The sequence below is a fragment of the Polaribacter sp. KT 15 genome (assembly GCF_900143115.1).
Taxonomy (GTDB): Bacteria; Bacteroidota; Bacteroidia; order Flavobacteriales; family Flavobacteriaceae; genus Polaribacter; species Polaribacter marinaquae.
In genome coordinates, this window is sequence record NZ_LT670850.1 from 2,123,552 (window position 1) to 2,137,637 (window position 14,086).

Genomic DNA, 14,086 nt, shown 5'->3' on the forward strand with positions numbered 1-14,086 from the left:
TACTTATAAAGATAACTTAAAATTATTTAGAAAAATCATATCGATTAATACTTTTAGGAAAAGAGCTAAAAAATTTTCGATTTCGGCTGTAAATTTGAACAAACAAAAAAATTATATCATGAATATTTACGAGGAAATAAGAATAGACCACGACAAGCAAAGAGAACTTTTAGACAAATTAGTTGATACTTCTGGAGACACAAACTTAAGAGATCAATTATTTAAAGAGTTAAAAGAAGAGTTAGAAGTGCATGCAAATGCAGAAGAACGTCATTTTTACAAGCCTTTAATTACTAATGATATGATGCAGGAAAAAGCAAGACACGGTATTGCAGAACATCATGAAATAGATGAGTTGATAGAAAAATTAGAAGAAACCGACTACAATTCTTCTGCATGGTTAAAAACAGCAAAAGATTTAAAAGAAAAAGTGGAGCATCATCTAGAAGATGAAGAACATCAGTTTTTTCAATTATCAGGTAAAGTTTTTTCAGAAAAAGAAAAAACTACTTTGGCAACTAGCTATAGAAAGTACATGAAAGAGAACATAGCTGTATAAATATCAAAAAAAACTCTAAAAATTTATAGAGTTAATTATAAAAGTATTTGCACTAATAGTTCTTTTAGATAAGAGCTAATTTTGAAATATCAAATAGATGTAAAGCGTTTGGCATCTTAAAACGAAACGAGCGTTCATTAAAAAAAATAGAAAAATGAATACTTACACACAAGAAGTTGGACAGAAATTAAATGCTCTTTTAGAGAAAACATACGATGCAGAAAAAGGATTTAAAAAAGCTGCAGAAAATATAGAGAACAATTCTCTTAAAATATACTTTAATAGAAAGGCAGAAGAGAGATATAATTTTGGGCACGAATTAAAAAAAGAAATCAAATCTTTTAACCAAGATGTAGATAAAGGTGGTAGTTTAACAGGAACAGCTCACAGAGCTTGGATGGATGTCAAATCTTTATTTTCCTTAGATGACGAAGAGTCGATGTTAGAAGAAGCAATACGAGGAGAGAAAGCTTCTATTGAAGAATATAATGATGTTTTAAAAGAAACAAGTTTACCAAGTAGTACTAAAGATGTGTTAGAATCGCAAAAAGCTACTATAGAAACTGGTCTTTATAATATTAAATCTTTGGAAGAAATATCATAAGATTTAAACTTTAGTTAGAACTCTAAAAAGATGCTGCTAAGCATCTTTTTTTTTTTTTTTGTTAGAGTTGCTTTTTGTGTTCTATTAGAGTTAATAATCAATCTATTAGAGTTAAGTAAAGCACTATAAACCAGTTAAATTTGTAGTGTAAGAAATAGGAATATCTATTTATATATTAACCATTAAAACTTTAAAATTATGTTACGTTGGACAATCACATTTGTAGTAATTGCATTAATTGCTGCTGTATTAGGATTTGGAGGAATTGCAGGAGCTTCTGCAGGAATTGCTAAAATATTATTTTTTGTATTTTTAGTATTATTTGTGCTTTCTTTAATTAGAGGCGGAGTAAAAAGATAAAACTAAAACTTTATATATAAATAAACTGTTTAATTAAATTTAAACAGTTTTTTTATGCAATAAAATGATGTTTTTTTGCGTGTTCTATAGCTTCTTTAGAAGAATCAACAATAAAAAATTCTGTGTCATTATAATTCTCTATCAATAACTTAATGCGTTCCATTTTTTTACTGTGTAACACACTTCTTAAATAGATAGCTTTTATTTTATTGGGATAATTTTTAGTGATTTCCATATAAATATCAGCATCATGTTCGCCCGCATCTCCTATTAAGATAAATTTTAAATCGTTATAAGTGTTAAGAATATTTCTAATTTCGTTTTGTTTTTGTGGTTTTTCTTCAATAGTTTTTTTCTTAAAAATACTACCCGCAGTTCTTAGTAAAACAGCTCCTTCCGTAAAATTATTTTTTTCAAGAAAAAAGTCTAAATATCGATATAAATTCCAAGGACTATGACTAACATAAAACAAAGGGTTTGAGTTTTTGCCAGATTTACCAAGATGTAACAAGTTGTAAAATTCTGCAGCACCAACAAGCGCTTTCCTTTTTAAAGGAGAAACAAAAAATGTATTTATAAGTACGCGCCATTTCATTCTAGAAATAACGCCTGTATGTAAAATGGTGTCGTCTATATCGCTTATAATTCCGAAGTCTACTGTTAATTTAGGTATCAACATTTTACCTGAAAATCTATTGTTTTTGGTAATTTTTCTGTTGATATTAGTATCGGTAAACGAAATTTCAAAGTTTAACCACCCTTCGGTATCAGTTAAACTAGTTAAATTATTTAAGGTCTCAGAAACTTCAAAATAACCTTTATTATCTGTTTTAGTTTCAATTTTATGGTTATTTGGTAATTGAATTGTTAAGGCTGTATTTCGAACCTCATCACTTTCAAAGCGTTTCCAGGTATTTACAAACAAACTAAAAATATTGTTTTTTTCTAGGTTGATATTTTCATCTTGTAAAGCTCTACCTCTAACATAAAAATGTGTATCGCTACCATAACTATTAAAAACAATTATTTGTAAAGGATCTTTACTGAAAAGTGACATGTATTATTAGGATTTATAAATTAATTAGGTTCAAACAAAAATACTAATTGTATAGAGGAAGTAATGAATTTTCTTACTATTATTTGAGTTAAGAAGATTTTTTTTTGAGCTAATAAGAACTGTTAAATACCTTTAGTTTTGGCGTGTGCTTTTATAAAGAGCATATTAAGTTTAACCAAAATTTTAAATATTATGAAAAAAATTATTATGACAATAATGGCAGCAACTGTATTGTATAGCTGTGATGTAGATCAAACGAAAAAAACTAAATTACCAGATGTAGATATTGATGTAGATACAGAAGCAGGACAATTACCATCTTTTGATGTGGATTGGGCAGATGTAAACGTAGGTACAACAACTAAAACTGTAAAAGTGCCTAAAGTAGTGGTGGTAATGGAAGAAACAGAGGTAGAAGTGCCTTATGTAGACGTAGATATGCCAAATGATGATGATACGTTAGAAAAGGAAGAGCAAACTTTAATGGTAGAAGTTGAAGTTACAGATAAAGAGCACAAGATTGACATTAAAGAGATTAGAGCCATGAACAATAATTTAGTTGTTATTTCTATGTTAGAAGAAATGGATCAATCTATAAATGATAAAAAGATGAGAATCTCAGATCAGATTACATTAAACGCGCCAGATTTAAATGTAAAATATTATATTGTTGGTGAAAAACCAGATAGAATTTTTAATACAAGATATAAGTATTTTAAAACAATAGAAGATTTAAACCAAAAAATTGGTGATGATTACAAAGTAATTTATAAGAAATAATTTATCCTATTATTGATAAAAAAAAGCTGCAGTTAATGCAGCTTTTTTTATATTCTTATTTTTATAGTATTTTATTTTAAGTTATAACTTTTGTTTACCGTTTCAGTTTTAGAAATTTTTGCAAGTTTATTGTCTTTTTGCTTTATTATTATTTCTTTTTTAACCTCTTTACCTTGAACTTTATTTTCGGTATGTCCACCTAAAATAGGAGCTATAACCAAGCCGATTAAACAAGTTAATTTAATTAAAATATTCATTGACGGACCAGAAGTATCTTTAAAAGGATCTCCTACAGTATCACCGGTAACAGCTGCTTTGTGAGCATCAGAACCTTTATACGTCATTTCTCCATCAATTTCTACACCAGCTTCAAAAGATTTTTTTGCATTATCCCAAGCTCCACCAGCATTATTTTGAAAAATTGCCCATAAAACTCCAGAAACTGTTACACCTGCCATATAACCACCTAGCATTTCTGCGATAGCTAATTTATCCATACCAAAAGCCAAAGGAAGAAATGCTATTACTAAAGGGAAACCAATAGTTAATAAACCTGGTAACATCATTTCTTTTAAAGATGCTTGTGTAGATATTGCTACACATTTATCATATTCTGGTTTTCCTGTACCTTCCATAATACCTGCAATATCTCTAAATTGTCTACGAACCTCTTGTACCATTTCCATGGCAGCTTTACCTACGGCATTCATTGCCAAAGCAGAAAAAACAACTGGTACCATACCGCCAACAAATAACATTGCTAAAACCGGAGCTTTGAAAATGTTAATTCCGTCTATTCCTGTAAATGTTACATACGCAGCAAAAAGAGCTAAAGAAGTTAAAGCAGCAGAAGCAATCGCAAAACCTTTTCCTGTTGCAGCTGTAGTATTACCTACAGAATCTAAAATATCTGTACGCTCTCTTACAATTGGTTCTTGCTCGCTCATTTCTGCAATACCACCAGCATTATCAGAAATTGGTCCAAATGCATCAATAGCTAATTGCATAGCTGTAGTTGCCATCATTGCAGAAGCAGCTAATGCAACTCCATAAAAACCAGCAAAAGCATAAGAAGCCCAAATTGCACCAGCAAATAATAGTACTGAAGGAAAAGTTGAAATCATACCTGTGGCTAAACCAGCAATAATATTTGTACCTGCACCTGTAGAAGATTGTTGTACAATTTTAAGAATAGGAGATTTTCCTAAACCGGTATAATATTCGGTTACTGATGAGATTACTGCACCTACAATTAAACCTACTAAAGTTGCGTAAAACACTCTCATAGAAGAAATTTCTTGAAGACCTTCACCAAAAAACTCCATAGTCATAGTTTCTGGTAGCATCCAAGTAACTAAACCAAAACAAGAAAGACCAACTAAAATAATAGAAGTCCAGTTTCCCTTATTTAAAGCTCCCATAACTTGAGATTCTTTAGCGTTGTTATCACTAATTTTCACCAACATTGTACCGATAATAGAAATTATAATTCCAGCACCTGCAATTGCCATTGGTAATAAAATAGGGCCAATTCCTCCAAAAGCATCGCTTATGCTTCCGCCCATATCTTTAATAACATAATTTCCTAAAACCATTGCTGCCAATACGGTAGCAACGTAAGAACCAAATAAATCGGCTCCCATACCTGCAACATCACCAACATTATCACCAACATTATCTGCAATAGTTGCTGGGTTTCTAGGATCATCTTCGGGTATTCCTGCTTCTACTTTACCTACTAAATCTGCACCAACATCTGCAGCTTTTGTGTAGATTCCGCCACCAACTCTAGCAAAAAGAGCAATCGATTCTGCACCTAAAGAAAAACCAGCTAAAGTTTCTAAAACAATTGTCATATCGGTGGTAGAAGTCCAGACTCCACCCATAAATTTTTGGTAAAAAACAATAAAGAAAGCTGTTAAGCCTAATACAGCCAAACCTGCAACACCAAGTCCCATAACAGTACCCCCGCCAAAAGAAATTTTTAATGCATTTGGTAAACTTGTTCTAGCTGCTTGTGTAGTTCTAACATTTGTTTTTGTAGCTATTTTCATACCGATATTTCCTGCAAAAGCAGAAAAAACAGCACCAAATATAAAAGCAACAACAATTAAGATGTGAGTGGTTGGTACAATAAAAGAAACCGCTGCTAGTGCAATACTAACAATAACTACAAAAATTGCTAATAGCTTATATTCTGCGCTTAGAAAAGCAAGCGCACCTTCGTAAATGTAATCAGAAATTTCTTTCATTTTACCGTCTCCTGCATCTTGTTTCATTACCCAAGTTTGTTTAATCCACATGTAGATTAAACCTAATACTGCCATTGCAATCGGCATCCAAATCATTAGTGATTCCATATATTAAATTTATTTGATTAGTTAAAAAATGATTGTAAATGTAATAAATTCAATTTAAAGTCTATAAAAAAATAAATTTCACATAAAATAAGCTTAAAATAAAGGATTATGTAATTTTTTTGGTAGTTATTCTGAATAATTGATTTATGGTAATATGATAAAAATATGACTTGGAGTAAAGTTTGAAGCAAAAAAAACTCTTTAAAATTATTTAAAGAGTTTTTAAAATACTTATAAAATGTATTTAGATTTTAAATTGATCTACTTTTTTGTAGTCGCTTTCTTGATATCTTTTTACAGATTCAGAAAATATTTGGTAAGCTTCTTTAGCATCTCCCCATCCACCAACATCTACTTTTTTCTTTTCTAAATCTTTATAAACTTTAAAGAAATGTTCTATTTCTTTTAATCTATGAGGATTTAAGTCAGAAATATCACTTTTATTGTTCCAGATAGGATCTGAAATTGGCACACAAATAATTTTTTCATCTGGTCCTTTTTCGTCAGTCATATGAAATACACCAATTGGTTTTACTTCAATAACACACATAGGAAAAGTTGGCTCGTGACCTAATACTAATACATCTAACGGATCATCATCTAAAGCTAAAGTTTCTGGCACAAAACCATAATCTGCAGGGTACATCATAGAAGAAAATAACATTCTATCAAAACGAATCTTATTTAAATCAAAATCATACTCATATTTATTTCTACTTCCTTTAGGTATCTCTATTAAAACATCAAAAGTCTTCTTATCTTCTGAACTCATAAATTTCTTATTTATCTTTTAAACTTATTGCAAAAGTAGTAAATCTTATAAGTTTTTCAATATATTTTATAGTGTATTTGCGCAATGGTTTTCGAACTTATCTAGAATTTAAAAATCCTTTTTTCAAACTAAGAAAAAAGGATTTTTAAAATTTATGTAAAATTATGTATTAAATATACATTACTTCTTTTACTGCTTTTATAACATCTTGTGCATTCGGAATCCATTTTTCGAATAAAACCGGAGAGTAAGGTGCTGGTGCATCTGCAGTAGTTATTCTTTTGATTGGAGCATCTAAATAATCGAATGCTTCGTTTTGAATTCTATATGTAATTTCTGACGCTACACTTGCAAATGGCCACGCTTCTTCTAACACTACTAATCTATTTGTTTTCTTTACAGAAGTTAAAATAGCTGCGTGATCCATAGGACGAACAGTTCTTAAATCTATAATTTCAACAGAAATATTGTCTTTTGCTAATTCGTCTGCAGCTTTGTAAGCTTCTTTAATAATTTTACCAAAAGAAACAATTGTTACATCTGTACCTTCTCTTTTAATGTCTGCAACACCAATTGGTATAATGTATTCTCCTTCCGGAATTTCCATCTTATCACCATACATTTGTTCAGATTCCATAAAAATTACCGGATCATCATCTCTAATAGCTGCTTTTAATAATCCTTTAGCGTCGTATGGGTTAGATGGTACAATAACTTTTAAACCAGGTGTGTTTGCAAACCAGTTTTCAAATGCTTGAGAGTGTGTTGCTCCTAATTGACCTGCAGATGCAGTTGGTCCTCTAAAAACAATAGGACAATTGAACTGCCCACCAGACATTTGTCTAATTTTTGCTGCGTTGTTAATAATTTGATCAATACCAACTAAAGAGAAGTTAAAAGTCATGTATTCTACAATAGGTCTGTTGCCATTCATAGCAGAACCAATTGCAATACCTGCAAAACCAAGTTCTGCAATAGGAGTATCTATAACTCTTTTTGCACCAAACTCGTCTAACATTCCTTTACTAGCTTTATAAGCTCCATTATATTCTGCAACTTCTTCACCCATTAAGTAAATGCTTTCATCTCTGCGCATTTCTTCGCTCATGGCTTCACAAATTGCCTCTCTAAATTGAACTGTCTTCATTGAATCTAAATTATTGTTTGTTTTTTGATAAGCAAAAGTAAGGAATTTATGAGTAAATAAAATGTACTTTTATATCAAAAATAGAAGAATTTTATATTTTGAACATGTTTATTGATTTTGTTAATATTAAAAAGTATGTAATCAGTAGTTTTTTGGTTTTAAATTTAATCGACACAGGCATAGATTATGATTTTTAATATATTATTCATCAATTTAAAATTATCTATGATACTCTATTTATTCTGCTGTATTTTTTAGAAAAGTTTAAAAATTCAGACCTTTATTTATCGTAAATTGATAAATAAATAAAAAAAATACTATGCACGCATAGTATTTTTTAAAAAAAAGCCGTAATTTCGTCAACAAGAAAAGAATATAAAATTATAATTTATGAAAATATTAGTTTGTATTAGTCATGTACCTGATACCACTTCAAAAATTAATTTTACAAATAATGATGCTGAGTTTGATAAAAACGGTGTGCAGTTTGTAATTAATCCTTATGACGAATTTTGTTTAACAAGAGCAATGTGGTTTAAAGAAAAGCAAGGTGCTACAGTAACGGTTGTTAATGTTGGTGGTGCAGAAACAGAACCAACGTTAAGAAAAGCTTTGGCAATTGGTGCAGATGACGCTATTAGAATAAATGCAGAACCAACAGATGGGTTTTTAGTAGCTAAAGAATTAGCAGAAGTTGTAAAAAACGGAGGTTTCGATTTAGTTTTAGCAGGTAAAGAATCTGCAGATTATAATGGTCAAATGGTACCAGGAATGTTAGCATCATTAATAGATTTTAACTTTGTTAACGGTTGTGTAGAGATGGAAGTAGACGGTACAAGCGTAAATGCAAAAAGAGAAATTGATGGTGGTACAGAATCTTTAGCAATAACTTTACCATTAGTAGTTGGTGGACAAAAAGGTATTGTAGAAGAAAAAGACTTGCGTATTCCTAACATGAGAGGAATTATGATGGCACGTAAAAAACCATTACAAGTAGTAGAAGCTACTGGCGCAAATGCATCAACAAATATTCAAACTTACGAAAAACCAGCACCAAAAGGAGCTGTTAAATTAGTAGATGCAGATAATTTAGATGAGTTAATTAACTTATTACACAACGAGGCTAAAGTTATTTAAGTTTCGGTAAAAGTTTTACATTCTAAATTTTATCAAAAAAATAATTAAAAATTCATTTTCTCTAAGCGATTTAATGCTTTAGAAAATATAAAAATAAAAAATATGTCAGTTTTAGTATTTGCCGATTCAACAGACGGAAAATTTAAGAAAACTGCTTTTGAAGTAGTTTCTTACGGAAAAAAAGTTGCAGAACAGTTAGGTGAAAATGTTGTTGTTTTAACAATAAACGCTGCTGATTCTTCAGAATTACATAAATATGGTGCAGAAAAAGTTTTAGCGGTTTCTAACGATAGTTTAGCAACATTCAATGCAAAACAATATGCAGCAGTAGTACAACAAGCAGCAGCAAAAGAAAGTGCATCTGTTGTAGTTGTAGATTCTAGTATAGATGGTTTGTATTTAGCACCTTTAGTAGCCGTTTCTTTAGAAGCAGGTTATGCATCTAATGTTGTTGCTGCACCATCTAGTACAAGTCCTTTTACAGTAAAAAGAAAAGCATTTTCTAACAAAGCATTTTCTAATACTGTAATTTCTACAGACAAAAAAGTTATTGGTTTAGCAAAAAATTCTTTTGGTATACATGAGAATGCAGTAGAAGGAACTGTAGAGGCTTTTGATGCAGAAGTTGCTGCATCAGGCGTAACATCAGAAAATATAGAAAGAGTAACCGGTAAAGTAACAATTGCAGATGCAGATACTGTAGTTTCTGCAGGAAGAGGTTTAAAAGGACCAGAAAATTGGGGAATGGTAGAAGAGTTAGCAGAAGTTTTAGGCGCTGCAACAGCTTGTTCTAAACCAGTTTCAGATTTAGGTTGGAGACCTCACGGAGAGCATGTTGGGCAAACAGGTAAACCAGTTGCTTCTAATTTATACATTGCAATTGGTATTTCTGGTGCAATACAGCATTTGGCAGGTATTAATGCATCTAAAGTAAAAGTAGTTATCAACACAGATCCAGAAGCACCATTTTTTAAGGCAGCAGATTACGGAGTTGTAGGAGATGCTTTTGAAGTTGTACCTAAATTAATAGAAAAATTAAAAGCGTTTAAAGCTGCTTAAAAATAGTTTGGGCGTGCCCAAATTATGAAGTAATAGCATTTCAAAAACCTATCAGAATTTATTGTTTTGATAGGTTTTTTTAAGTTAAACAATTTCTAAAATCATAATTTCGTCAGGCTTTCGCTACTCGCTTTTTATTTTGTTTCATTTTATTTCACAAAACAAAAGAGCTCAAACAATAGCTCTATCCTTCACGCAGGCTTTATTATAACTAAAAAAGTAAAGTATAAAAAATAACTGTTTTCACTATCTAATTTTTTAGTAAATTGTGCCCTTAAAAATTAGCCTAAAATAATTTTAAAAAAAGCTAATTTTATTTCCCGCAGAAAGATATATGAGTTTAATAAAACTAACCATAAAAGGAATTTCTTACAGCCAAACACAAACTGGTGCATACGCATTAGTTTTAAGTGAAATGGAAGGAAGTAGAACTTTACCAATAATTATTGGAGCCTTTGAAGCACAATCTATAGCCATAGCTTTAGAAAAAGAAATAAGACCACCAAGACCATTAACACACGATTTGTTTAAAACCTTTTCAGATAGATTTCAAATAGAAATAAAAGAGGTAATTATTCATAAATTAGTAGACGGTGTTTTCTTTTCTAGTTTAATTTGCGAAAAAGACGGAGAACAAGAAGTTATAGATGCAAGAACATCAGATGCAATTGCAATTGCAGTACGTTTTCAAGCACCAATTTATACCTACGAAAACATTTTAGACAAAGCAGGTGTTTATTTAAAAATTGAAGAAGAATTAGGTTTAACAGATGATGCTGAAGATGAAATTACATCAGAAATTGATACAATTTTAGAAGTTGATAAATCAGATTCTTATGCAGAAAAATCTATAACAGAGCTAAATCAAGAGTTAGACAAAGCAGTTGCTAATGAAAATTATGAATTGGCAGCAAAAATTAGAGACGAAATTAGTAAACGGTCTTAACACGAAACTTACCTTATGAAAAATATATTTTTAATTGCCTTTTGTTTTATTTCAATTTCAATTTTTGGGCAAGATTTAGAACAAAATTGGACCTTTAATTCTGTAAAAAAATCAGACGGAACATCTTTACTTCAATCAGAAGAAACAAAAGTTTTTTCTTTATCCGAGGGTAAATTTCAGCTTCCTGCATACGCAAATAAACCAGCTTCTACAGGAACTTACTTAAGACAAAATAATCTTATAATTTTTAATGCTACAACACCAAAAGAAGAATTAAGATATTTTAATATTGTATCTTTTGATAATGCAAGCTTGGTTTTATCTGAAGGAGATGTAACATATACATTAGCATCGCCAGAATATACTAAAATAGTATTAGCAGAAACAGATAACGTAACACCAATTAAAAAGGTAGAAGAAGTAGAAGAAACAAAATCAGTTATAGAAAATGAAGGTATTATAGAAAGTGGTAGCTTTACTTTTACTAGTTTTTGGCGTGGTGCATTAGGTATGTTTTCTTTAATTGTAATCGCTTTTTTATTTAGTTCTAAAAAGAAAGCTATCGATTGGAAAAAAGTAGGAATTGGTTTAGCGTTACAGTTAATTATTGCAATTGGCGTTTTAAAAGTTTCTTTTATTCAGAAAGCATTTGAATTGGTTGGTAAGCTTTTTATTGAAATCTTAGAATATACAAAAGCCGGAAGTAAGTTTTTATTTGATGGTTTAATTGCAGATATGGACACGTTTGGATACATTTTTGCTTTTCAAGTTTTACCTACAATTATATTTTTCTCTGCATTAACTTCCCTTTTATTTTATTTAGGAATTATACAATGGATGGTTAAAATCTTAGCAATTGTATTGTCTAAGTTTTTAGGTATTTCTGGTATGGAAAGTTTATCTGTTGCAGGTAATATTTTCTTAGGACAAACAGAAGCACCATTACTAATTAAAGCATATTTAGAAAAGATGAATAAATCTGAAATGCTTTTAGTAATGATTGGTGGAATGGCAACAGTTGCCGGAGCAGTATTGGCTGCTTATATAGGCTTTTTGGGTGGAGGAGACAAAGAATTAGAATTGGTTTTTGCAAAGCATTTATTAGCAGCGTCTGTTATGGCTGCACCTGGTGCAATTGTAATTTCTAAAATTCTATATCCGCAAACAGAAGAAGTAAATACAGATGTTACGGTTTCGCAAGAAAAAATAGGTTCTAATATTTTAGATGCAATTGCAAACGGAACAACAGAAGGTTTGCGATTGGCTGTAAATGTTGGTGCAATGTTATTGGTTTTTGTAGCTGTAATTGCAATGATAAACGGTGGTTTAGGTTTAATAGGAGATTTAACTTCTTTAAATGAAATTATAGCAAATAATACAGCATATGATCAGTTGTCTTTAGAGTTTATTTTAGGATATGTTTTTGCACCTTTAATGTGGTTAATAGGTGTGCCAACAGAAGATATGACACTTATGGGGCAATTATTAGGTATTAAATTAGCAGCAAGTGAATTTGTTGGTTACATACAGTTAGCTGAATTAAAAAATGTTGCAAATGCAACACATTTAGCATATAATAAATCGATAATTATGGCGACTTATATGTTATGTGGTTTTGCAAATTTTGCTTCAATCGGTATTCAAATTGGTGGTATTGGTTCTTTGGCTCCTGGTCAAAGAAAAGTATTGTCAGAATTCGGAATGAAAGCATTAATTGGTGGTACAATAGCCTCTTTAATGTCTGCAACTATTGCAGGTATGATTATTGGTTAAGGCGAAAAAAACTATTTATTAAATAGTTAATAACTTTAAAATATTATTTAAAAAGCTTCATAAAACCATTTGAAGCTTTTTTTATTTTTACACTTATTTATTTTAGAAAAATAAATCTAATTAACACTTTACATCATAAAATGAAACAATATCACGATTTAGTAAAGCACGTTTTAGAAAACGGAAACGAAAAAGGCGATAGAACTGGTACAGGAACAAAAAGTGTTTTTGGTTATCAAATGAGATTTGACTTAAGTGAAGGTTTTCCGATGGTTACCACAAAGAAATTACACTTAAAATCTATAATTTATGAACTTTTATGGTTTATAAAAGGAGATACAAATATTAAATATTTGCAAGAAAATGGAGTAAGAATCTGGAATGAGTGGGCAGATGAAAACGGAGATTTAGGTCCTGTTTATGGGCATCAATGGAGTAATTGGAATAGTGATGAAATTGATCAATTAAAAGATGTAATTGCAACTTTAAAAGAAAATCCAAATTCTAGAAGAATGATGGTTTCTGCTTGGAATCCTTCAGTAATGCCAGATACGTCAGTTTCATTTTCTAAAAATGTAGCGAACGGAAAAGCAGCTTTACCTCCTTGTCATGCATTTTTTCAGTTTTACGTAGCAGACGGAAAATTATCATGTCAATTATACCAAAGAAGTGCAGATATATTTTTAGGTGTACCTTTTAATATTGCTTCTTATGCTTTATTTACAATGATGGTTGCACAAGTTTGTGGTTATGAGGCAGGAGAATTTATTCACACATTTGGTGATGCTCATATTTATAATAATCATAAAGAACAATTAGAATTGCAATTGTCTAGAGATATAAGGCCTCTACCAAAAATGAAGATGAATTCGAATATAAAAAATATTGAAGATTTTACATTCGAAGATTTCGAATTGTCAGACTACAATCCGCATCCTCATATAAAAGGAAAAGTTGCCATTTAAATAAAAAAGACTCTCAATTAATTGAGAGTCTTTTTTATTTTATACAGTTAATACGCTGTTTTCTGCACCTGCATAATCGTTCCAAGAGAAACTATCTGCTTCTGCATCATTAGTGTAAACGCCGTCTATTACATATCTAAATTCGTAAGAATTATTAGCTTCTAAGTCTACAGTTGTTTTAAAAGTACCGTTCTTTAATTTCTTTAAAGGAGTAGAAGCAGCATTCCATTCGTTAAAACTTCCTACTACAGCTACATTACTAGCTTCTTCTGGTGAAATAGAGAAAGTTACTTTGCAAACAGGTTTGCTTTTTAAAAATTGTTTTTTAATTGCCATAGTCTTTTGTATTTAAAAATTGTCTCAAATTTTTAAGTAAAAGTATACAAGTATTAGAACATAACAAGCCTAAAATTAGTGTTTTAATAAAGAATTATCACTTTTGTAATTCTGATATAATTATATTGTAAAATCTATAAAATGATTCTTATAATTTAGTATTTATACAATAGTTTTTAATCTTTTTATCACTTGAAAATCAGTAGTTTTTAACGAAATCGATTTAAATTT

General features: G+C 30.3%; 14 protein-coding genes. 9 read left to right on the plus strand and 5 right to left on the minus strand.

Annotated elements, in window-relative coordinates:
* Nucleotides 1-118: 118 nt before the first annotated feature.
* From B5464_RS09530 to B5464_RS09540, 3 genes are all read left to right on the plus strand, one after another.
* Nucleotides 119-559, plus strand: coding sequence for a hemerythrin domain-containing protein (locus tag B5464_RS09530; RefSeq protein WP_079738173.1), 441 nt, complete (start codon nt 119-121; stop codon nt 557-559).
* 154 nt (nt 560-713) lie between these two features.
* Nucleotides 714-1,163 carry a PA2169 family four-helix-bundle protein gene (locus B5464_RS09535; protein ID WP_079738174.1) on the plus strand — a complete coding sequence of 150 codons (450 nt, stop codon included), beginning with the start codon at nt 714-716 and terminating at the stop codon, nt 1,161-1,163.
* A gap of 198 nt (nt 1,164-1,361) precedes the next feature.
* Entirely contained in the window at nt 1,362-1,523 is a 162-nt protein-coding gene (locus tag B5464_RS09540; RefSeq protein ID WP_077811153.1) for a DUF1328 domain-containing protein, read from the plus strand.
* 52 nt (nt 1,524-1,575) lie between these two features.
* Here B5464_RS09540 and B5464_RS09545 read toward each other — a convergent pair whose 3' ends face one another.
* Nucleotides 1,576-2,580: an App1 family protein gene (locus tag B5464_RS09545; RefSeq protein ID WP_079738175.1), complete on the minus strand. Its 1,005-nt coding sequence runs from the start codon at nt 2,578-2,580 to the stop codon at nt 1,576-1,578.
* A 192-nt stretch (nt 2,581-2,772) separates the two neighbouring features.
* Between B5464_RS09545 and B5464_RS09550 the strand changes: the two genes are divergently transcribed.
* The gene (locus tag B5464_RS09550) at nt 2,773-3,360 is read left to right on the plus strand and encodes a hypothetical protein (protein ID WP_079738176.1); all 588 of its coding nucleotides are present in this window, start codon (nt 2,773-2,775) and stop codon (nt 3,358-3,360) included.
* A gap of 71 nt (nt 3,361-3,431) precedes the next feature.
* On the opposite strand, the gene B5464_RS09555 is transcribed toward B5464_RS09550, so the two are convergent.
* From B5464_RS09555 to B5464_RS09565, 3 genes are all read right to left on the minus strand, one after another.
* Nucleotides 3,432-5,720 (minus strand): sodium-translocating pyrophosphatase, encoded by a 2,289-nt coding sequence (locus B5464_RS09555; protein ID WP_079738177.1) that lies wholly within the window; start codon nt 5,718-5,720, stop codon nt 3,432-3,434.
* Nucleotides 5,721-5,964: 244 nt separating this feature from the next.
* Nucleotides 5,965-6,492 carry an inorganic diphosphatase gene (locus B5464_RS09560; protein ID WP_077811157.1) on the minus strand — a complete coding sequence of 176 codons (528 nt, stop codon included), beginning with the start codon at nt 6,490-6,492 and terminating at the stop codon, nt 5,965-5,967.
* A gap of 169 nt (nt 6,493-6,661) precedes the next feature.
* Nucleotides 6,662-7,702 carry a pyruvate dehydrogenase complex E1 component subunit beta gene (locus B5464_RS09565; protein WP_302849550.1) on the minus strand — a complete coding sequence of 347 codons (1,041 nt, stop codon included), beginning with the start codon at nt 7,700-7,702 and terminating at the stop codon, nt 6,662-6,664.
* Between the two features lie 327 nt (nt 7,703-8,029).
* Between B5464_RS09565 and B5464_RS09570 the strand changes: the two genes are divergently transcribed.
* From B5464_RS09570 to B5464_RS09590, 5 genes are all read left to right on the plus strand, one after another.
* Nucleotides 8,030-8,776 carry an electron transfer flavoprotein subunit beta/FixA family protein gene (locus B5464_RS09570; RefSeq protein WP_079738178.1) on the plus strand — a complete coding sequence of 249 codons (747 nt, stop codon included), beginning with the start codon at nt 8,030-8,032 and terminating at the stop codon, nt 8,774-8,776.
* Nucleotides 8,777-8,878: 102 nt separating this feature from the next.
* On the plus strand, nt 8,879-9,835 hold the full coding sequence (locus B5464_RS09575) for an electron transfer flavoprotein subunit alpha/FixB family protein (RefSeq protein WP_079738179.1): 957 nt from the start codon (nt 8,879-8,881) through the stop codon (nt 9,833-9,835).
* Nucleotides 9,836-10,169: 334 nt separating this feature from the next.
* Nucleotides 10,170-10,781 (plus strand): bifunctional nuclease family protein, encoded by a 612-nt coding sequence (locus tag B5464_RS09580; protein ID WP_079738180.1) that lies wholly within the window; start codon nt 10,170-10,172, stop codon nt 10,779-10,781.
* A 15-nt stretch (nt 10,782-10,796) separates the two neighbouring features.
* The gene (locus B5464_RS09585; RefSeq protein ID WP_079738181.1) at nt 10,797-12,554 is read left to right on the plus strand and encodes a NupC/NupG family nucleoside CNT transporter; all 1,758 of its coding nucleotides are present in this window, start codon (nt 10,797-10,799) and stop codon (nt 12,552-12,554) included.
* Between the two features lie 140 nt (nt 12,555-12,694).
* Entirely contained in the window at nt 12,695-13,519 is an 825-nt protein-coding gene (locus B5464_RS09590) for a thymidylate synthase (RefSeq protein ID WP_079738182.1), read from the plus strand.
* Nucleotides 13,520-13,558: 39 nt separating this feature from the next.
* On the opposite strand, the gene B5464_RS09595 is transcribed toward B5464_RS09590, so the two are convergent.
* Nucleotides 13,559-13,855 carry an isoamylase early set domain-containing protein gene (locus B5464_RS09595; RefSeq protein WP_077811164.1) on the minus strand — a complete coding sequence of 99 codons (297 nt, stop codon included), beginning with the start codon at nt 13,853-13,855 and terminating at the stop codon, nt 13,559-13,561.
* Between the last annotated feature and the right edge of the window lie 231 nt (nt 13,856-14,086).